At 71.7% G+C, this 19,716-nt stretch carries 16 protein-coding genes; 5 read left to right on the top strand and 11 right to left on the bottom strand.

The window, feature by feature from the left end:
• Positions 1-63 precede the first annotated feature (63 nt).
• Both QFZ71_RS27680 and QFZ71_RS27675 read right to left on the bottom strand, forming a co-directional pair.
• Positions 64-1,851: a BCCT family transporter gene (locus QFZ71_RS27680; RefSeq protein ID WP_307670880.1), complete on the bottom strand. Its 1,788-nt coding sequence runs from the start codon at positions 1,849-1,851 to the stop codon at positions 64-66.
• Between the two features lie 73 nt (positions 1,852-1,924).
• Positions 1,925-3,301 carry a M14 family metallocarboxypeptidase gene (locus QFZ71_RS27675; protein WP_307670879.1) on the bottom strand — a complete coding sequence of 459 codons (1,377 nt, stop codon included), beginning with the start codon at positions 3,299-3,301 and terminating at the stop codon, positions 1,925-1,927.
• 267 nt (positions 3,302-3,568) lie between these two features.
• On the opposite strand from QFZ71_RS27675, the gene QFZ71_RS27670 reads away from it, so the two are divergent.
• A complete protein-coding gene (locus tag QFZ71_RS27670) occupies positions 3,569-5,134 on the top strand; it encodes a M1 family metallopeptidase (RefSeq protein ID WP_307670878.1) in 1,566 nt (521 codons plus the stop codon).
• 38 nt (positions 5,135-5,172) lie between these two features.
• Here QFZ71_RS27670 and QFZ71_RS27665 read toward each other — a convergent pair whose 3' ends face one another.
• On the bottom strand, positions 5,173-6,093 hold the full coding sequence (locus QFZ71_RS27665; protein WP_307670877.1) for an oxygenase MpaB family protein: 921 nt from the start codon (positions 6,091-6,093) through the stop codon (positions 5,173-5,175).
• A 325-nt stretch (positions 6,094-6,418) separates the two neighbouring features.
• On the opposite strand from QFZ71_RS27665, the gene QFZ71_RS27660 reads away from it, so the two are divergent.
• A complete protein-coding gene (locus tag QFZ71_RS27660) occupies positions 6,419-7,252 on the top strand; it encodes a DUF2785 domain-containing protein (RefSeq protein ID WP_307670876.1) in 834 nt (277 codons plus the stop codon).
• A gap of 719 nt (positions 7,253-7,971) precedes the next feature.
• On the opposite strand, the gene QFZ71_RS27655 is transcribed toward QFZ71_RS27660, so the two are convergent.
• Both QFZ71_RS27655 and QFZ71_RS27650 read right to left on the bottom strand, forming a co-directional pair.
• Entirely contained in the window at positions 7,972-8,460 is a 489-nt protein-coding gene (locus QFZ71_RS27655) for an isochorismatase family protein (RefSeq protein WP_307670875.1), read from the bottom strand.
• A gap of 65 nt (positions 8,461-8,525) precedes the next feature.
• Positions 8,526-9,614, bottom strand: a complete 1,089-nt coding sequence (locus QFZ71_RS27650) for a serine hydrolase (RefSeq protein WP_307670874.1) — start codon at positions 9,612-9,614, stop codon at positions 8,526-8,528.
• A 440-nt stretch (positions 9,615-10,054) separates the two neighbouring features.
• On the opposite strand from QFZ71_RS27650, the gene QFZ71_RS27645 reads away from it, so the two are divergent.
• Positions 10,055-10,786 carry a MerR family transcriptional regulator gene (locus QFZ71_RS27645; protein WP_307670873.1) on the top strand — a complete coding sequence of 244 codons (732 nt, stop codon included), beginning with the start codon at positions 10,055-10,057 and terminating at the stop codon, positions 10,784-10,786.
• A 36-nt stretch (positions 10,787-10,822) separates the two neighbouring features.
• Here the strand turns inward: QFZ71_RS27645 and QFZ71_RS27640 are convergent, their stop codons facing one another.
• The 4 genes from QFZ71_RS27640 to QFZ71_RS27625 are packed head-to-tail and all read right to left on the bottom strand — an operon-like array spanning position 10,823 to position 16,583.
• On the bottom strand, positions 10,823-12,994 hold the full coding sequence (locus tag QFZ71_RS27640) for a 3-hydroxyacyl-CoA dehydrogenase NAD-binding domain-containing protein (RefSeq protein WP_307670872.1): 2,172 nt from the start codon (positions 12,992-12,994) through the stop codon (positions 10,823-10,825).
• A gap of 39 nt (positions 12,995-13,033) precedes the next feature.
• The gene (locus QFZ71_RS27635) at positions 13,034-14,248 is read right to left on the bottom strand and encodes an acetyl-CoA C-acetyltransferase (protein ID WP_307670871.1); all 1,215 of its coding nucleotides are present in this window, start codon (positions 14,246-14,248) and stop codon (positions 13,034-13,036) included.
• A 44-nt stretch (positions 14,249-14,292) separates the two neighbouring features.
• The gene (locus QFZ71_RS27630; protein WP_307670870.1) at positions 14,293-15,435 is read right to left on the bottom strand and encodes an acyl-CoA dehydrogenase family protein; all 1,143 of its coding nucleotides are present in this window, start codon (positions 15,433-15,435) and stop codon (positions 14,293-14,295) included.
• Positions 15,436-15,443: 8 nt separating this feature from the next.
• Entirely contained in the window at positions 15,444-16,583 is a 1,140-nt protein-coding gene (locus QFZ71_RS27625) for a CaiB/BaiF CoA-transferase family protein (protein WP_307670869.1), read from the bottom strand.
• Between the two features lie 207 nt (positions 16,584-16,790).
• Here QFZ71_RS27625 and QFZ71_RS27620 point away from each other — a divergent pair, with 207 nt between their 5' ends.
• Complete coding sequence (locus QFZ71_RS27620; RefSeq protein ID WP_307670868.1) at positions 16,791-17,981, top strand: trans-acting enoyl reductase family protein; 1,191 nt, start codon at positions 16,791-16,793, stop codon at positions 17,979-17,981.
• A 58-nt stretch (positions 17,982-18,039) separates the two neighbouring features.
• Here the strand turns inward: QFZ71_RS27620 and mmpA are convergent, their stop codons facing one another.
• Together mmpA and QFZ71_RS27610 are read right to left on the bottom strand one after the other, a co-directional pair.
• Positions 18,040-18,183: a morphogenic membrane protein MmpA gene (gene mmpA / locus QFZ71_RS27615; protein WP_307670867.1), complete on the bottom strand. Its 144-nt coding sequence runs from the start codon at positions 18,181-18,183 to the stop codon at positions 18,040-18,042.
• A 330-nt stretch (positions 18,184-18,513) separates the two neighbouring features.
• Positions 18,514-19,206, bottom strand: a complete 693-nt coding sequence (locus QFZ71_RS27610) for an endonuclease V (RefSeq protein WP_307670866.1) — start codon at positions 19,204-19,206, stop codon at positions 18,514-18,516.
• A gap of 210 nt (positions 19,207-19,416) precedes the next feature.
• Between QFZ71_RS27610 and QFZ71_RS27605 the strand changes: the two genes are divergently transcribed.
• Positions 19,417-19,710, top strand: coding sequence for a YciI family protein (locus tag QFZ71_RS27605; RefSeq protein WP_307670865.1), 294 nt, complete (start codon positions 19,417-19,419; stop codon positions 19,708-19,710).
• Positions 19,711-19,716 lie beyond the last annotated feature (6 nt).

Here is a 19,716-nt window from a genome sequence, read left to right as displayed (position 1 = left end):
GGAGCCCGCGACCGGTGTGCGGTCGCGGGCTCCGGGCGGCAGTGCGGCTGAGCGTTTACAGGGTCATTCGGAGGGCCGCTCCTTCTTCTCCGTGGAGAGGGTGGAGGTGGCCGTGGAGCCCGTGCCGTCCGACTCGTGTTTGTGGCGCTCGTCCACGACCGGCGTGGTGCCGGGACCGATACGGATCTCGAAGTCGCCGTCGTACTTGGCGTGCCCCTCGATCACCGCCGACTCGACCGCCTCCACACCGAACTCCTGGCGGACGATCTGCGGATCCTCGCGCAGGTCCCGCATCAGGGCCACGCACATCCCGAGCATCACGATGACGAAGGGCGCCGCCACCAGGATGGTGAGGTTCTGGAGCCCTTGGAGCGCGTTGTCCTTGCCCTCGCCGATGAGCAGCATGATCGCGGCCACGGCCCCGGTCACGACGCCCCAGAAGACGACGACCCACTTGCCGGGCTCCAGGACGCCCTTCTGCGAGAGGGTGCCCATGACGATCGAGGCGGCGTCGGCCCCGGAGACGAAGAAGATACCGACCAGGATCATCACGAGGATGCAGGTGACCGTGGCGATCGGGTACTCCTGGAGGACACCGAACAGCTGTGCCTCGGGGGTGTCGGCGCCCTGGAGCTTGCCGGCCTCGTCCAGCTTCATGGCCGATCCGCCGAAGACGGCGAACCAGATCAGGCTGACGGTGCTGGGCACCAGGATGACGCCGCCGACGAACTGGCGGATCGTCCGGCCGCGGCTGATCCGGGCGATGAACATGCCGACGAAGGGCGTCCAGGAGATCCACCAGGCCCAGTAGAAGACCGTCCAGCTGCCGAGCCAGTCCGCGACGTCGCCCCCGCCCGTGGCCTCCGTGCGCCCGGCGAGCTGGCCGAGATCGGTGATGTAGGCGCCGATCGAGGTGGGCAGCAGGTCGAGCACGATGATCGTGGGGCCGGCGATGAAGACGAAGACCACCAGGAGCAGGGCCAACACCATGTTGATGTTGGACAGCCACTGGATGCCTTTCTCGACGCCGGAGACCGCGGAGAGGACGAAGCAGACCGTCAGCACGGCGATGATGGCGACCAGCAGGCCGGTGCCGGTCTTCTCCATCCAGTTCAGTTCCTCGAAGCCGCTGCCGATCTGGAGCGCGCCGAGGCCCAGGGAGGCCGCGGAGCCGAACAGGGTGGCGAAGATGGCCAGAATGTCGATGAAGCGGCCGAAGCCGCCGTAGGCGTGCCGCTTGCCGATCAGCGGCTCGAAGACGGCGCTGATCGTCTGCCGCCGGCGCCGCCGGTAGGCGCTGTACGCGATGGCCAGCCCGACCACGGCGTAGATGGCCCAGGGGTGCAGCGTCCAGTGGAAGAGGGTCGTGGCCATCGCCGTCTGCTGGGCCTCGGCCGCGGTCGCGGGGTCGGTGCCGGGCGGCGGGGTGCGGAAGTGGGCGAGCGGCTCGCTCACGCCGTAGAACATCAGCCCGATGCCCATACCGGCGCTGAACATCATCGCCACCCAGGAGGTGGTGCGGAACTCCGGTTCCTCGCCCTCCTGGCCCAGGCAGATCTTTCCGTACCGGCTGATGGCCAGCCACAGCGCGAAGACGACGAAGCCCGATGCGGCCAGCATGAAGGCCCAGCCGCCGTTGTGGATCAGCCCTTCGAGCAGCGTGCTGGACACGCTTTCCAGGGAATCGGTGGCGGTCGCTCCCCACACGACGAAGGCGAGCGTGAGGATGGCCGTGACGCCGAACACCACGCGGTCGGTGGTGGGCGCCCTGGCGCTGACCGGTTCGGGGGGAAGGTCGGCTGTTACCGCCAGCCCTTCCCGCCCCTCCGCTGTCTGGTCGTCCTGGGACACAAATGGCACCTTTCACCGAGTCCGAAAATAGCTCTCCGTAGGCAGTACCACACCTGCCCAGGATCTCGAAGGATCAACAAGCAGTTACCGCTTGACCGTTTGTGAGGTGATATGTCGCTCGCTGATCGAGGAGCAGGGGAATCAGGGCGCGAGCCGACTGACGCAGGGGCACGAACACGCCACTTCGCTCCTGCCGGGTCGTGACCCCGTGGAGGGCCAGCTCGTCCTTCACCGCCGCGTACTGGGCGGCGTCCAGCCGGTAGCCGCACGGCGGGTCGGCGAGGATCTCGGAGGGGTCGGCCGGGTCGTTGTCCGCGCCGCCGAGGTGGACGGCGCCCCGGTCGGCGAAGCCGGCCAGGCGTGAGAGGGCGGTGGCGGTGCGGAGCCGGGCGCGCTGCTCGTCGGTGAACGCGAGGAGGCCGCCGAGGGCGGTGAGCTGCGAGTCGACCCGGCGGCGGTGGTTGCGGGCCGGGTCCGCCTTCTCCGCGTCGCTCAGCGCGTCGACGCGGGATTCGATGAGCAGGCCGACGGCGTGCTTGAGGCCGGAGGTGTTGCGCAGGATGCGCTCCTGGCCGTCGCCCGCGACCTGCTTGACGGGCTCCCCGGTGACCGGGTCGGTCCAGATGCCGTAGTGGCCGCTGGTGTAGCCGCCCGCCGTCGCGGCGGGGCGGACATAGCGCTCCGAGAGGGTGCGCGACGCCTCGTGGACCCGGCCGTGGACGTTGAGGTTACGCGGCCAGAGGGCGAACAGGTCCTTGTCGTAGTACGGCGGGGTCGCCCCGTACTCGTGCAGGTCGTAGATCACGTCCGGCCGTTCGTCGCGCACGACGGCGGCGACGGCCCGCGCCTCGGCGGTCCTCAGGGCGATGTGGTCGCGGTTGACGTCGGTCCCGGCCGCGTTGCCACGGGTGTCGGCGGCGCGTCCGTCCGGGTTGGCGGTGGGCAGGACGAGCACAGTCGTACGGGAGAGGAGGGCACGGGTGGACCGGTCCTCGGCGAACGCGAGGTCGCGGACCGTGGTCAGGCACGCCTCGCGCCCGGCGGGCTCGTCCCCGTGCTGGCCGCAGACCAACAGCACGGTGGTGGCGCCGGGCCGCCCCTGACCCACCCGTACGAGCCGCAGGGGGCGGCCCTCCTCGGTGGTGCCGACGCGGTCCACGGAGACCCGGCCGCTCCCCCGGTCCACCGCGGCGAGGAAGGCCCGCTCCTCCGCCTCACCGGTCCAGCGGGCCCCCTCGCTCGTCTCGAACCCGGTGCGCGGCGGGCGGTGCGCGGCCTCGGCGGGGGCGATGGCCAGGGGGAGGGCGAGACCCGCGAGCGCCGCCACCACCGTCCGGCGGGTCGTCCGCGCTCCCTCGCGCGATGTCACCGGTCCGGCGGCCCCCGCGACCGGCGCGAGCCACGGGTGCGGGCTGAGCATGCGGAGTGCGCGAGCGACGCGTGGGGTCATCGGCGGCTGCCTCCCGGGGGGACTTGAGGGGGCGGACACCGTGACGCCCCGTCGGTCTGTCGGAGAAGTGCGGACGTTACCTCGGTCAACTCCTGTGCAACAGGGGGCGATCGCCGCCGTTCGCCCGGTCGTGCGCGTCGTCGTCCGTGACGATGGAATGGCGATCGTGTGACAGAAGTACCCGGAACGGCCCGTACCGCTCCGCCGGCTGCTTAGCCTCGTGACGACCGGCCGGAAGATCATCCGGCCCGACCATGTGGAGCTCGCGTGCACCGCAGATTCATCGTCCCCAGCGCACTCGCGGCCACCCTTCTGCTGGCGATCCCGGCAGCGGCAGCACCGGGCACCGTGGGCGCCCCGGGCATCGGCGACCCCTACTACCCGGCAAGCGGGAACGGCGGCTACGACGTCTCCCACTACGACCTGCGGCTGAAGTACCAGCCCACGACCGACCTCCTGGAGGGCACGGCGACGATCCTCGCCACCACCACGCAGGAACTGTCCCGCTTCAACCTCGACTTCGGGCTCGACGTCTCCGAGGTGCGGGTGAACGGCAGGAAGGCCGGATTCGCCACCAGCGGCGACCACGAACTGGAGGTCACCCCGGCGGTTCCGCTCGCGTCGGGCAAGTCCGTGTCGGTGGTCGTCCGGTACGCCGGAAAGCCCTCCGAGCTGAAGATAGGCGGCTGGACCGCCTGGGCCCGGACCCCGGACGGCGGGGTCGCCGCGCAGGAGCCGGACTCGGCCGTGTGGTGGTACCCGAGCAACGACCACCCGCTCGACAAGGCCACGTACGACATCTCGGTCTCCGTGCCCGACGGCACCCAGGCCATCAGCAACGGTGTTCTCCAGTCGCAGAGTTCGAAGCTCGGCTGGACCCGGTTCAACTGGCGCTCGGACAAGCCGCAGGCCACGTACCTCTCGACGCTGGCGGTCGGCAGGTTCGACATCACGACCGACAGGACGGCCGACGGCCTGCCCGTGCTCAACGCCTACAGCAAGGACCTCGGCCCCAACGCCGGAGCGGCCCGCGCGAGCGTCGAGCGGAGTACCGAGGTCGCCGAGTGGCTGACCGGGGTGTTCGGCCCGTACCCGTTCAACGCCCTCGGCGGCTACGTCCCGAACGTGAGGAGCGGCTTCGCCCTGGAGACCCAGACGCGGCCCTTCTACAGCCCGAGGCAGTTCGCCAACGGCGCCAACGTCTCCGTCGTCGTGCACGAGCTGGCCCACCAGTGGTACGGCAACAGTGTGTCGGTCGACGGCTGGAAGGAGATCTGGATCAATGAGGGCTTCGCCCGCTACAGCCAGTGGCTCTGGTCGGAGAAGGAGGGCGAGGGCACGGCACAGGAGCTGGCGGACTACACGTACGCCCAGCATCCGGCCGACGACCCGTTCTGGAAGGTGAAGCCGGGCGACCCCGGCCCGGAGAACCAGTTCGACATCGCCGTCTACGACCGGGGGGCGCTGGCGCTCCAGGCGCTGCGCAACGAGGTCGGCGACGAGGTGTTCTTCGAGCTGCTGAAGGGCTGGCCGACCGAGCGCGCCCATTCCAACGCGAGCGTGGGCGACTTCCTCCGGTACGCCGAGCGGGTCTCGGGCAAGCCTCTCGCCGCCCTCTTCGACACCTGGCTGTACCGGCCGTCGCGGCCGGCCGGACCGGCGGCGGCCGGGGCCGGGCTCTCGCAGGAGGCACTGTCGGCGCGCTCGGCGCCGAAGGTCGAGCGCCCGGCGTCCTGGAAGAAGATCGCGGCGACGAACACCGTGCACGACCACGGGGACCGGGGCCGCGGCCGGGGCACGGCCGAGGGGCACACGGGTCACGGCCACCGCTGACGGCCGGCCCGCATGAGGTGCGTCGGAGCGGTGAGCGCTCAGCCGTTCCGGCGCGCCTCGGCGGTCCACGTCGCGCGGGCCGCCCGCGCCCTCGGCAGGTAGCGCAGCCGCTCGGGCAGGGCGGGGACCGCGGCCCGCAGCACCGCGCACGTCCGGCGGAGCCGGCGCTCCTGGGCGGCCGTCCACGGCAGGCCGATCGCCGCGCGGGCGTCGGGCGGCATGAGCCCGATGGTGACGAAGCGCCGGAAGCGGGCCAGGGGCGGCAGCAGCACCGGCCACAGCGCCCGCAGCAGCGGCCTCAGCGGCCACGGCCCCCGGTCCGGCGGCGGTACGCTCAGGTCGGTGGCGACGAGTTCACGGACGACGGCGGTCGCCTCGATCTCCTCGGCGAGCATCTTCCTCCAGTACGGCCAGAACTCCTCGATGGTCTGCGGCATGTCCCGGTCGTGGATGCCGAGGACGCGTCCGACCTGGAGCCACTCCCGGTACAGGGCGCGCTCCTGGTCCGGGGTCATGGGCCGGACCAGATAGCGGGCGGCGTGCCGGTAGACGGGGAAGCCGGTGGCGTGCACCCAGGCGTAGTTGGCGGGGGTCAGCGCGTGGTAGCGGCGGCCCCGCGTGTCGGTGCCCTGGATGCTCCGGTGGAGCACGCGCAGCCTGCGGCCCTCCTCGGCCGCCTCCGCACCGCCGTACACCCAGAGCTGGAGCGAGCGCAGCGAGCGTTCGCCGCGCCCCCACGGGTCCGTACGGAAGACGGAGTGCTCGTCCACGCCCGCGCCGACGGCCGGGTGGGCGACCTGGAGGGTGAGGGCGGCGGGCAGCATCAGCAGGGCGCGGAGATCCCCGGAGAGGCTCCACAGCACTCCACCCGGCGGGGGCGGCACGGGGTCGTGCGCGCCGCCGCTCCGGTGCTCCTGAGGTTCCGGCGAACGCTCCGTCGCGCGTTCCGCGCTGCTCATCCGTGCTCCCGAGGTCCCGGCGGGCCTGCCGTGCGCTGCCCGTGCCCTCCCTCCATGGTCCCTCGCGCAGGAGGCCGCCGGGCGCCGGGGGCCTCGAACGCGTGCGGGCGGCGCGAGGTCCCGGCCGGCCGGGGCCGTTCGCCGTCACCGGTACGGTGGCCCGCACCGTGGCAGCCGCCGTCGACGCGGCCGCCACCCGGGCATCCACCGCCGTGCCCGGAGGGTCCCTCTACGGTCCCGAGCCGATCCACCGCCGCAGGGCACGCGAACAGGCGGTGCCGGAAAACCGATTGCTTCGCGGGGGCGGCCCCACCAAAATGCCGAGGTGACAAAGATCGACAAGGGACCGCCCCTCGACGCGGCGTACTGGCACACCGTCCACGCGAACGACTACGCCGTCCCTCACGACGCGGACCTCTCCACGCTGACGGACGAACTGGCTCGGGCCCTCAAGGACCCGGACCCGGAGGTCCGGGACGGCATACCGTACGTGGTGCTGCGTACCTGGATCGAACGTGATGTGATCGGCCGGGAGCTGCGTGCCGGGCTCGGCACCGTGATGGCCGACCGCTTCACCGACCACGAGATCCAGGCACGGACCTTCGCCCCGCTGGTCCTCGACATGATCGTGGGCCGCGGCGACTTCGACCCCGGATGGCTTGCCGCCTTCCGCCGCTGGTACCCGGCGGAGGCGGACCTGCGCGGTTATGACCCCGAGCTGGGATGGCTCCACGCCGTCGCCCACGGCGCGGACCTGCTGGGCACGTTCGCCCTCCACCCCGCCGTGGACCCCACCACCATGCTCGCCCTGGCCTCGGACCGCCTGCTGGCCCCCACCGACCAGATCTACGCCCAGCAGGAGGACGACCGCCTGGCCCAGGCCATCGCCCGCGCCCTGACCCGCCCGGAGCTGAGCGAAGCGGAGTCCGTCGAGTGGCTGGCCCCGATCGAGGCGGACTTCGCCGTCGGCCGCCCACCCGGAGTGCCCACCACCGCAGCGCACACGTCGAACGCCATGAGGACCCTGCGCATGCTGTATCTCCTGGCCGATGTGGGCGTCCGGACCCGGCCGTCAGGACCGGTGGTACGACCCCTGCACGCGGATGCGCTGCAGCAGCGATTGGCGCGCGTGCTCGCCCTGGTGTTCCAGTCCCACTGAGCCCCGGCGTGAGCGGACGATCTCATCGGAGGGCAACAGGTCACTGACGCCGCTCGCCTCCGGCCGCGTCCAGCCGTCGGTCCTGGCCTCTAGGCGGCCGCTGCGGGCCGGTGCCCCCGCGACCGCACCGGCGCGATACGGCCCGCCCGCGTACGTCTCCTCCACCGCCCGCGACGAGGCGGGAGTCGGCATGATTCGGTGATCGTCCGCGCGGACCGCCGACCTACCCTCACGTTCCTCCGGTTGTCCCACGAGTCGCGGTGCTCCCTTGTCGACGGGTCATCGGGGTGCGGGTGACCTTGTCGCCCACCGCGCCGCCGGTACCGGCCCTGGCGCAGGAGATGTACGGACGGCCGGTTGGATCAGGCCGACGAGCCGGAGCAACGGCACCGGACCCGACCGGCCGGACCGGTGCGGCGCCGACCTCGGGCCGGCTGTACGAGGGCGCCGTCGCGGGCCCGGCACGCACCGGCCAGGTCGGCGTGGGCGGTTCGGTGACCGTACGGCACTCCGGCGGCACGGAGTCGACCGTGCGGATCGGTGAGATGGCCGAGGTGCACGACCCGACCGTGGTGACCTCCGACAGCCGCTCGGCGGCGCGCTGCTCGGTCGGCGCGTCGGTGTCACCATCGCCTCTCGGCCTGACCGAGAAGGAGCACGGCGCGAGGGCGTCCGCAGCCGTGCGCCGTCTCACGCGGGCGAAGGCGCAGGGGACGGTGTCACCGGTAGTCGGCGGTCCTCCGCACCTCGCCGAAGCGGGGGAAGACGCGTCGCACTGCGAAGTCGTGCTCGTCGGCGGCCAGTCCGGACATCGCGTCGGCCACGAACTCGAGTCGGTAGCCGTGGTCGGACGCGGCCCGCGCGGTGGACTCGACGCCCATCGTGGTGACCAGTCCGGCGATCACCAGTGTGTCCACGTCCAGGGCGCGCAGGCGCTCGTCCAGACCGGTGCCGTGGAAGGCGCCGACGGTCCGCTTGACCACCACGAGGTCACCGTCGTGCACCAGATCGTCGGCGAAGTCGCTGCCGGGCGGCTGTTCGGCGACGCCCGGACGCTCCACCCGCACCATCACCACGGGTCGCTCCCGCTCCCGGAACGACTCGGCCAACTCACGTCCGCGTTCCAGCACTTCCTCTCCTGAGTGGGGAGCGAGAGGAAGGGCGACGATGCGGGGCATCAGGTCGATCAGGACCAGTGCGGACGTCATGCCGGTGATCACAGGAGCACCCTCTCAGGGGAACGGAATGTCGAACCGGGTCCGCCGTCCGGGGGTCAGGTACCGACGATGGCGTCGTGGACGGCCCAGCCCATGTCGCCGGCCGACCAGCTGACGTTCGCCAGGACGGCCACGTCCATGTCGTGCCGGGGGTAGTGGTAGAGGCGCGCGCTGACCCCGTCCTCCTCTCCGGTGTGGCCCCATCGGACCGTATTCCCCTCGTCGTCCAGGAGGTGGGTGAGGCCGAAGCCGTACATCCATCGGTAGCCGCGGACCTTCTCCTCGCGTTCGGCGACCTGCGGGGTCAGCGCCAGACGCGTGGTCTCCTCGTCCAGCAGCCGCCCGTGGCGCAGGGCCCGGGCGAAGGACGTCAGGTCGGCGGCCGAGCAGGTGGAGCCTCCGTCGGCCGCCGCGCGGGGCGTGGTCGCGTAGTGGTTGGTCCGGTACGGGGTGGGGCCGTCGGCGGCGGTGAGGTACCCCTCGGCGACACCGGGTCCCAGCTCGTCCAGGGCGACGAATCCCGCCGTGTTCATGCCGGCGGGGGTGAAGACCTCGTCGGTGACGGTGTCCTCGAAGGAGCGGCCGGTCACAGTCTCCAGGAGCAGGCCGAGCAGGATGTAGCCGGCACCGTTGTAGAGGTGACGCTCTCCGGGCGGGAAGTGCGGCTTCTTGTCGGCGAACAGGGGCACGTAATCCGCGTTGCCGCGTAGCAGGTACAGCGGGTGGGACGCGGTCAGCGCGGCCCACTCCTCCTCCCCGTTCTCGCCGCCCTCCTCGAACCAGTCCCCGATGCCCGAGGTCATCGTCAGGGCGTGCAGGACCGTGACCCGCGGGTCCAGTCGGGGCATGTGGCCTCCCACGTGGTCCACCAACGCGTCGTCCAGGCGGATCCGCCCGCGCTCGACGAGTTGGAGGACGGCCACCGCCGTGAACGCCTTGGCGACCGAGGCCACGCGGAAACGCGTGTCGGGTGTGTTCGGGACCGACCACCGCCGCGACGCCGACCCGAACGCCCGGGTGAGCAGGGGCTCCCCGCCCCGCGTCACGCGCACCGTGCCGGAGAACTGCCCGGCCTCCGCGGTCCTGGACACGGCCTCCTCCAGAACTGCCGGATCGAAGCCGTCCGCGCCGTCCGTCCTCGCCATCGAATCCCCCCGCACAGAAGAAGTCCGCCTCGCAGGAGTGATGATCTTCGGACGGCTGCTTCCGGGCAACTGCTTTTCGCGGGCTTCCCGTTCCGGCAACCGGGCAGCGTCTCGCCGCTGTCCGAAGCGTGCGGCCAGGAAGAGGGGCTGTCCGTCGGCATGAGCGCCACAACCACAGATGAAGCGGTCACGCACGCCGTGGCGACTCCCGATCCACCCCACTGAAGCCGCAGGTCAGAGCATTGCTTCATCGATGATCGAGGATTTCACACACGGAAGCCGCATATGACCCCCAGGTCCGGCCATCTCTCTTCAGTGCCGGCTTGAAAGCCTGGTCGCACGGTCCGGGGTGGACGGCGGGGCCCCGGTGCCGGAGACTTTCACAGTAGTGGTGAGACAGCAGGACTGTCCGATACGAGATCCGACCGGCGGGAGCAGAGATGGCGACGGGGACCGACGGGCCGACGCTCACGGTGGACGAGCTGGCGGCACGCGCCGGGGTCACCGTGCGCACGGTGCGGTTCTACAGCACGCGGGGCCTGCTGCCGCCCCCGGTCATCGGCCCGCGCCGGGTCGGCCATTACGGGCCCGACCACCTTTCGCGGCTCGCGCTGATCGAGGAGCTCCAGCAGCAGGGCATGACGCTGGCGGCGATCGAACGGTATCTGGAGCAGCTGCCGCCCGACCTGAACGCCCGCGATCTGGCGATCCACCGGGCGCTGGTCGCGTCCTGGGCGCCGGACCAGACCGAGGTTCTCTCCCGTGCCGAGCTGGAGCGGCGAGCCGGGCGGGCCCTCGCGGAGGAGGACGTGGAGCGGCTGGCGGCGATGGGCGTGCTGGTGCGGCCGCAGGAGCCCGACGGGGAGTTCCGGGTGGATCTTGGGCTCCTGCGGCTCGGGGTGGAGCTGCTGGACGTGCCGATCGCGCACGAGACGATCCTCGCGGCGCGGACCCTGCTGCTGGAGCACACCCGCTCGGCCGCGCAGGAGATGACCCGGCTGTTCCGGGACGAGGTGTGGAACCCCTACCGGGAGCGGGAGGGAGATCCGGAGCATGTGGCGGCGATGAAGTCGCTGTCGGCCCATATGCAGCCGATCGTGGTGCAGGCGCTGGTGACGGCGTTCCAGCGGTCGCTGAAGGAAGAACTGCGGGCCGCGTTCACCGCCGAGTGACGGTGAACGCGGCCCACGGCGGCGTCCGGCGACGGATCAGTCGTGGAAGGTCTCGCCCTTCTCCGCCTTCTCCACCAGCAGCGCGGGCGGCAGGAAGCGGTCGCCGTAGCGCTCGGCGAGTTCCCGGGCGCGGGCCACGAAGCCGGGCAGCCCGCCCTCGTACCCGTTGATGTACTGGAGCGCGCCGCCGGTCCACGGCGGGAAGCCGATCCCCATGATGGAGCCGATGTTGGCGTCGGCGACGGAGATGAGGACGTTCTCCTCCAGGCAGCGGACGCTGTCCAGGGCCTCGGAGAAGAGCATCCGCTCCTTCATGTCCTCGAACGGCACGTCCGCGTCCGGCTTGCCGAAGTGCTCGCGCAGTCCGGGCCAGAGGCCGGTGCGCTTGCCGTCCTCGTCGTAGTCGTAGAAGCCCGCTCCCCCACTGCGGCCCGGTCGCCCGAACTCGTCCACCATGCGGTCGATGACTTCGTCGGAGGGGTGGCCGGGCCAGGTGCCCCCGGACTCCTCCACCGCCCGCTTCGTCTCGTCGCGGATCTTGCGGGGCAGGGTCAGGGTCAGCTCGTCCATCAGGGAGAGGACCTTGGCCGGGTAGCCGGACTGGGCGGCGGCCTGCTCGATCGAGGCGGGCTCGACGCCCTCCCCGACCATGGCGACGCCCTCGTTGATGAACTGCCCGATGACGCGCGAGGTGAAGAAGCCACGCGAGTCGTTGACGACGATCGGCGTCTTTTTGATGCGCCGTACGAGGTCGAAGGCGCGGGCCAGGGCCTCGTCGCCGGTGCGCTCGCCCTTGATGATCTCGACCAGCGGCATCTTGTCCACGGGCGAGAAGAAGTGCAGACCGATGAAGTCGTCGGGGCGCGTGACGCCTTCGGCGAGGACGGTGATCGGGAGGGTGGAGGTGTTGGAGCAGAGCAGCGCGTCCGGCTCGACGACGTCCTGGATCTCCTGGAACACCTTGTGCTTGAGGGCGGTGTCCTCGAAGACGGCCTCGATGACCGCGTCGCAGCCGGCGAGGTCGGCCACGTCCCCGGTCGGGGTGATCCGGGCCAGCAGCTCGTCGCGCTTCTCCTCCGTCGTACGGCCGCGGGAGAGCGCCTTGGCGAGCAGCTTCTCGCTGTACGCCTTGCCCTTGGCGGCGGCCTCGGTGGTGACGTCCTTCAGGACGACCTCGATCCCGGCCTTGGCGCAGGAGTAGGCGATGCCCGCGCCCATCATCCCGGCGCCGAGGACGGCGACCTTGCGGACGGGTCGCTCGGGGACGTCCTTGGGCCGGTTGGCCCCGGAGTTGACGGCCTGGAGGTCGAAGAAGAACGCCTGGATCATGTTCTTGGAGACCTGGCCGGTGACCAGCTCGGTGAAGTACCGGGCCTCGATGGTCAGGGCGGTCTCGAAGTCGACCTGGGAGCCCTCGACGGCCGCCGCGAGGATGTTGCGCGGCGCGGGCATGGGCGCGCCCGCGATCTGCTTCTTCAGGTTGGACGGGAACGCGGGGAGGTTCGCGGCGAACTTGGGGTTCGAGGGGGTGCCGCCGGGGATCTTGTACCCCTTGACGTCCCAGGGCTGCTGGGACTCGGGGTGGGCGTCGATGAAGGCGCGGGCCTTCTCGATCATCTCCTCGCGGGTGGCGGCGACTTCGTGGACGAGGCCGTTCTCCTGCGCCCGGCGCGGGGTGTACTGGGTGCCCTGGAGGAGCACCTTGAGCAGGGCGTCCGTGATGCCCATGAGGCGTACGGTCCGGGTGACGCCGCCGCCCGCCGGGAGCAGGCCGAGGGTGACCTCGGGGAGGCCGATGCGGGAGCCGGGGGCGTCGAGGGCGATGCGGTGGTGCGCGGCGAGCGCGATCTCGTAACCGCCGCCGAGGGCGGCGCCGTTGATGGCGGCGACGACGGGCTTGCCGAGGGTCTCGATGCGGCGGAGCGACTTCTTGATCGCGGTGCCGGCGTCGAAGACGGCCCGGGCGTTCTCCGGGCCGACCTTGATCATGTCCTTGAGGTCGCCGCCGGCGAAGAAGGTCTTCTTCGCGGAGGTGTAGATGATGCCGCGGATGGAGTCCTTCTCGGCCTCGGCGCGGTCCGCGATGGCCGCGATGGAGTCCTTGAAGGCCTGGTTCATCGTGTTGGCGGACTGGTTCGGGTCGTCGAGGACGAGGGTGACGACGCCGGTCTCGTCCTGTTCCCAGCGGATGGTCGTGCTCTCGGTCATGTGGGTGTCTTCTCCGTAAGCAGATGGGGCCGGGGCAGGTCAGATGCGTTCGACGACGGTCGCGACGCCCATGCCGCCGCCGACGCAGAGGGTGACCAGGCCGAACCGCTGGTCGCGGCGCTCCAGTTCGTCGATGACGGTGCCGAGGATCATCGCGCCGGTCGCGCCGAGCGGGTGGCCGAGGGCGATGGCGCCGCCGTTGACGTTGACCTTGTCCAGGGAGAGGCCCATGTCCTTGACGAAGCGCAGGACGACACCGGCGAAGGCCTCGTTGATCTCGACGAGATCGATGTCGTCGATGGTCAGACCGGCCTTGGCGAGTGCCTTGCGGGTGGCCGGGGCGGGGCCGGTGAGCATGATGGTGGGCTCGGAGCCGGAGACGGCGGCGGAGACGATCCGGGCGCGCGGGGTGAGGCCGTAGCGCTCCCCGACCTCCTTCGAGCCGATGGCGACGAGGGCCGCGCCGTCCACGATGCCGGAGGAGTTGCCCGCGTGGTGCACGTGGTCGATCTTCTCGACCCAGTGGTACTTCTGGAGCGCCACCGCGTCGAATCCGCCCATCTCGCCGATGCCGGCGAAGGACGGCTTGAGTCCGGCGAGCGAGTCGGCGGTGGTGCCGGGGCGCATGTGCTCGTCGTGGTCGAGGACGAGCAGGCCGTTGCGGTCCTTGACCGGGACGACGGAGCGGGCGAAGCGGCCGTCCTTCCAGGCCGCGGCGGCGCGCTCCTGGGAGAGGGCGGCGTACTCGTCGACGTCGCGGCGGCTGAAGCCCTCGACGGTGGCGATGAGGTCGGCGCCGATGCCCTGCGGAGCGAAGCCGGTCTCGAAGCTGGTCATCGGGTCCATCGCCCAGGCCCCGCCGTCCGAGCCCATCGGCACGCGGGACATCGACTCGACGCCCCCGGCCAGGACCAGGTCCTCCCAGCCCGAACGGACCTTGGCGGCGGCCAGGTTGACCGCTTCCAGGCCCGAGGCACAGAAGCGGTTCTCCTGGACCCCGGCGACGGTGTCGGGCAGCCCGGCCGCGATGGCGGCGATACGGGCGATGTCGGAGCCCTGGTCGCCGAGCGGGCTGACCACGCCGAGGACGATGTCGTCGATGGCCGCCGGGTCGAGGTCCGGGAAGCGGCCCTGGAGCTCGTGGATGAGGCCGACGACAAGGTCGATCGGCTTGGTGCCGTGCAGGGCTCCGTTGGCCTTGCCGCGACCGCGCGGGGTGCGGATCGCGTCGTAGACGAATGCTTCGGTACTCAAGACAACTGCCTTTCGAGGGTGATGGTCGGCGCGGTGGGAGGGCGTCAGGCGAGCAGCGAACGGCCGATGATCTCCTTCATGATCTCGGTCGTGCCGCCGTAGATGGTCTGGATACGGCCGTCGGTGAATGCCTTGGCGACCTTGTACTCACTCATGTAGCCGTAGCCTCCGTGGAGTTGGAGGCAGCGGTCGGCCACGCGCTTCTGCAGTTCGGTGGCCCACCACTTCGCCATGGAGGCGTGGACGGCGTCCAGGACCCCGTCGGAGTGGTCGACGATGCACCGGTCGAGGAAGGTCCGGGTGACGGCGCACTCGGTGGCCATCTCGGCGATCTCGAAGCGGATGTGCTGGAGTTTGGCCAGCGGGCGGCCGAACGCCTCGCGCTCCTTGACGTACTGGGTGGTGATCTCCAACAGGTGTTCGGCGGCGGCGATCCCGGCGACCGCTATGCCCATGCGCTCCTGGGCCAGGTTGGTCATCAGGTGGAGGAACGCGCCGTCCCGCGTCCCGAGGAGGTTCTCCTTGGGGACGCGGACGTCGTTGAAGAACAACTCGGCGGTGTCCTGGGACTTCTGGCCGATCTTGTCGAGGTTGCGGCCGCGCTCGAACCCTTCCGCGCCGCGTTCGACGACGATGAGGGAGAGGCCCTTGGCGCCGCCGTCCGGGGTGGTCTTCGTCACGACGACGACCAGGTCGGCGAGGATGCCGTTGGAGATGAAGGTCTTGGAGCCGTTGAGCAGCCAGTGGTCGCCCTTGTCCTCGGCGGTGGTGCGGATGCCCTGGAGGTCGGAGCCCGCGCCCGGCTCGGTCATGGCGATGGCGGTGATGGTCTCGCCGGAGCAGAAGCCGGGGAGCCAGCGGCGCTTCTGCTCGTCGGTGGCCAGGCCCGTGAGGTAGGGGCCGATGATGTCGTTGTGCAGGCCGATGGCGAGCCCGGCGGCCCCGGCGCGGGTGAACTCCTCGGCCAGGACGGCGCTGTAGCGGAAGTCGTCGCTGCCGCCGCCCCCGTACTCCTCCGGGACGGCGAGGCCCAGCAGTCCGGCGCGCCCGGCGGCGAGCCAGGCGTCGCGGGAGACGATGCCGTCCTGCTCCCACTGCTCGTAGTGCGGGAGGACCTCCTTGGCCAGGAAGGCCCGGACGGTCTCGCGGAACGCGTCGTGTTCCTCGGTGAAGATCTGCCGTTGCACGCGGTCTCCTAGTCGTGAGAGGGGGGCCGGAGCCCCGGTACGTCCCAGTCGGCGGCCACGGAGTCCGTGTCGGCACCCGGCCGCGCGGGTCCGCTGCGGACGGAGACGGGGGTGGCCGAGAAGCGGGGGGCGGGGGCGGGCTGGGTCTGTCCGCCGTGCTCGACGAAGGTGGAGCGGGCGGCGAGGTGCGGGTGGTGCGGGGCCTCGGCGAGGGAGAGGACGGGGGCCACGCAGGCGTCGGTGCCCTCGAAGACCTCGGTCCATTCGGCGCGCGTACGGGTGAGGAAGCGTGCGGTGACGGCGGCGCGCAGGTCGTCCCAGCGGGCGAGGTCCCAGCGGTCGGGGAAGGCGTCGGCGATGCCGAGGAGCCGGACGAACTCCGCGTAGAACTGCCCCTCCAGCGGGCCGACCGCCATATGGCCGCCGTCGGAGGTGGCGTAGGTGCCGTAGAACGGGCAACCGCCGTCGAGCAGGTTGGCGCCGCGCCGGTCCTGCCAGCTCCCCGCGGCCAGCATGCCGTGGATCATCGAGGACAGGTGGGCGGCACCGTCCACGATGGCGGCGTCGACCACCTGGCCCTCGCCCTGGGCGCGGGCGTGCTGGAGGGCCGCGAGGACGCCGACGACGAGGTAGAGCGAGCCGCCCGCGTAGTCGCCGACCAGGTTGGCGGGGACGGTGGGCGGCTCGTCCGGCTTGCCGATCATCGACAGGGTGCCGGAGAGCGCGAGGTAGGCGATGTCGTGCCCGGCGCGCCCGGCCAGCGGGCCGTCCTGGCCCCAGCCGGTCATCCGGCCGTACACGAGCCGCGGGTTGCGGGCGAGGCAGGCGTCGGGCCCGATCCCGAGACGTTCGGCGACGCCGGGGCGGTAACCCTCGATGAGGACGTCGGCGCGTTCGACGAGATCGAGGACGCGGGCCGGCCCTTCGTCGCTCTTGAGGTCCAGGAGGACGGAGCGCTTGTTGCGGTTGGTGATGTCGTACGCCGGGTCGATGCCGAGCACCGAGCCACCGGGCCGGTCGACGCGGACGACGTCGGCGCCCAGGTCCGCCAGCAGCATCGCGGCGAACGGCCCGGGGCCGATGCCCGCCAGTTCGACGACCCGGACCCCGGTCAGCGGACCGTGCCCGGACGTTGGGCCTTTCGCCATCTGTGAGCCCCCAGAGGTGTGACACAACCGATGTAACATCAATGATGCTAAGAACGCGCCCGGCTCCGCACAACCCCTCAGGGCGAGCAAGCGCTTAGTTCTTTTCTCCGATCCTCCCGCATCCCGCCCGCCCGGCCCGACGCCGCCACAGCGCTCTCCGCTACCCTCTGCCTGCCACATCGGCAACGGCTCCCGGCGGAGGTACTCGTGAACAGGCAGAAGGACGCGACACGCACCTGGGACGTGGTCCTCTTCGGCGCCACCGGCTTCGTGGGAACCCTCACCGCCGAGTATCTGGCGGCCCACGCCCCCACCGGGCTCCGCTGGGCGGTGGCCGGCCGCAGCCGGGCCAAGCTGGAGGCGCTGCGCCGGCGGCTCACCGCGATCGACCCGGCCTGCGCGGAGCTGCCGCTGGTGGAGGCGGACGCGGACGACGCGGAGGCGCTGGCCCGACTGGCGGCCTCCACGCGGGTGGTGGCCTCGACGGTGGGGCCGTACATCCGCTACGGCGAGAAGCTCGTCACCGCCTGCGCGGAGGCCGGGACGGACTACGCGGACCTCACGGGCGAGGCGGAGTTCATCGACCGGATGTATCTGGAGAACGACGCGCGCGCCCGTGAGACGGGCGCGCGCCTCGTGCACGCCTGCGGCTTCGACTCCGTCCCGCACGACCTGGGCGTCTGGTTCACCGTCCAGCAGCTTCCCGAGGGCGTGCCGCTGGCCGTGGACGGATTCGTGCGGACCAACGCGGTGTTCTCGGGAGGGACGTTCGCCTCGGCGCTGACCGCGATCGGCCGGGGGCCGCAGATGCTGGCCGCCGCGCGGGAACGCCGGCTGCACGAACCGCGCCTGGTGGGCCGCCGGGTCCGCACCCCCGCGGGCTCCCCGCACTTCAACGGATCGGTCGGCACCTGGGCGCTGCCGCTGCCGACGGTGGACCCGGCGATCGTGGGACGTTCCGCACGGGCGCTGGAGCGGTACGGCCCCGACTTCGGCTACCGCCACTTCGCCTCGGTCAAGACGCTGCCGATGGCCCTGGGCGCCCCGGCGGCGATCGGCGCGCTGGTGGCCGCCGCGCAGGTCGAGGGCGTACGGGAGTGGCTGATGGGGCGTTACGAGGCGGGTCGGGGACCGGACGAGGCGCGCCGCGAGCGGAGCTGGTTCACCGTCCGCTTCATCGGGGAGGGCGGCGGGAGGCGCGTCTTCACCGAGGTGTCCGGCGGCGATCCGGGGTACGGCGAGACGGCGAAGATCCTGGCCGAGTCGGCGGTGTGCCTGGCCCTGGACGAACTGCCGGAGACCTCAGGGCAGGTGACCACGGCGGTGGCCATGGGCGACGCGCTGCTGGACCGGCTGACGGCGGCGGGGCTGCGGTTCCGGGTGGTGGCGGTGCGCTAGGGCCTCGGGACGTGGCCGGTGCGGCCCGGCAGCCGGGCCTCGGTGCGGGCCCCGACGGTCAGAGGATCCAGCCGGCCAGCGTGTAGAGCATCGCGCCCAGCCAGACGAGTCCGGCGGCGCTCCCGAGGAGCATGCCGAGCGCCATGCGGCGCTGGGCCGGGTCGAAGGAGGCAGGGCGGACTGCTGTGCGAGTGGCGTTCATGTGTTCAGCCTGCCCAGCCGTACGGATCTATGCCATCCGTACACGTACTCAGTTGCGGGACTGTTCCCGTCCTGGAACGTCACGCGGGCGGCCGGGCGCTCCGCGCACCCGCGCAGGGGCCGGTCCGTGATGCGGCCGGCGAAGGGTTCACCTCGGTGGACGGCGCGAACGGCGCCGGGAACGCGCCGGCCGGGACGGTTTCGCCGCCGGGGGCGCATGCCGTCTCCGCCACCGCTCCGACGGGGCAGGCAAGGGACGCCGGGCCTCCCCGCACGCCTCCTGACGGGACATGCTGCCGCCGCCCCGGACCGCCCTTCCGGGCGGCCGCGTTCAGGCGGTCGCCTCCCGCAGGACCCGCCGGCACAGGGCGTCCGCCCGCCGGGTGCTCTCCGGCTGGCGGTAGCGGCCGGAGAGGCGGAGCGTGTGGGCGCAGGCGTTGTCGAGGCTGATGCGGTGGCCCACCGAGACGAACACCGGGCTGGTGTTCTCCCGTGTCCGCAGGGCCCGGCCGACCACCTCGTCGCCGTCCAGCAACGGCGAGGAGTCACCGCGCCGGGGGCCGGGGGCCTCGTAGGTGAACGTGAACGGGTTCTTGCCGACGCCGATCACCGGCAGTCCGGTGAGCACGCCCAGGTGGCTGGCGAGCCCGAAGCGGCGCGGGTGCGCCAGACCGTAGCCGTCGCAGACCACGAGACCCGGTTCCACGCTGAGCTCCTCCAGCGCCTCCAGCACCGTCGGGATCTCCCGGAAGGCCAGCAGTCCGGGGACGTACGGGAAGGCGATCCTGCCGACGGCGGTGGCCTCCTCGACCGTCTCCAGCGTCGCGGCGTCCAGCACCACGGCCGCCGCGACGACGACGTCCTTCTCGTCGTCGTAGGCCACGTCCACCCCGGTGATCAGCCCCGTTCCCGGCTCCGGCCCCACCTCGTCGAGGATCACCCGGCCGCGCAACCGGTCCTGGACCGCCCGGCCCTCGGCTTCGTCGGCGGGGGTCTCGTGGGCGGGGGAGGGGGAGCTCGTCATACCCGGAAGCCTATGCGCCGGCGGGACCGCCCCATGACCGGGTGCGCCGCGAGGTCCGCGGGCGCCGGGAATTACCGGGTGCGGGCGGCGGCGCCACGATCCTTCGGCCGGGTCCGGGAGACCGAGGAGGCCGCGGCGGAGGGCCTCCCCTGTCGCTCGCGGCGATGATGTCCGTCCTCGCGGCGGCCGGCGTCCCGTAGCCTGACGATCATGTTCGTACTCGAATTGACCTACATCGCGCCGGTCGAACGCGTGGACGCGCTGATGGCGGAGCACATCGCATGGCTCGACGAGCAGTACACGGCGGGCGTCTTCATCGCCTCGGGCCGCAAGAACCCGCGGGACGGCGGGGTGATCCTGGCGGCCGGGGAGGACCGGACGGCGATCGAGGGGATCGCGGCCGCCGACCCGTTCGCCGCGCACGGCGTGTGCGCGTACCGGATCACCGAGTTCATCGCCACCAGGACCGCGCCGGAGCTCGCCCCCTACCGGCAGCAGCCGTAGCGCGTC

Origin of the sequence: Streptomyces sp. V2I9 (genome assembly GCF_030817475.1) — a bacterium.
Taxonomy (GTDB): Bacteria; Actinomycetota; Actinomycetes; order Streptomycetales; family Streptomycetaceae; genus Streptomyces.
Note: the sequence above shows the minus strand (reverse complement) of the source record. Positions and strands in the feature narration are given on the sequence as shown.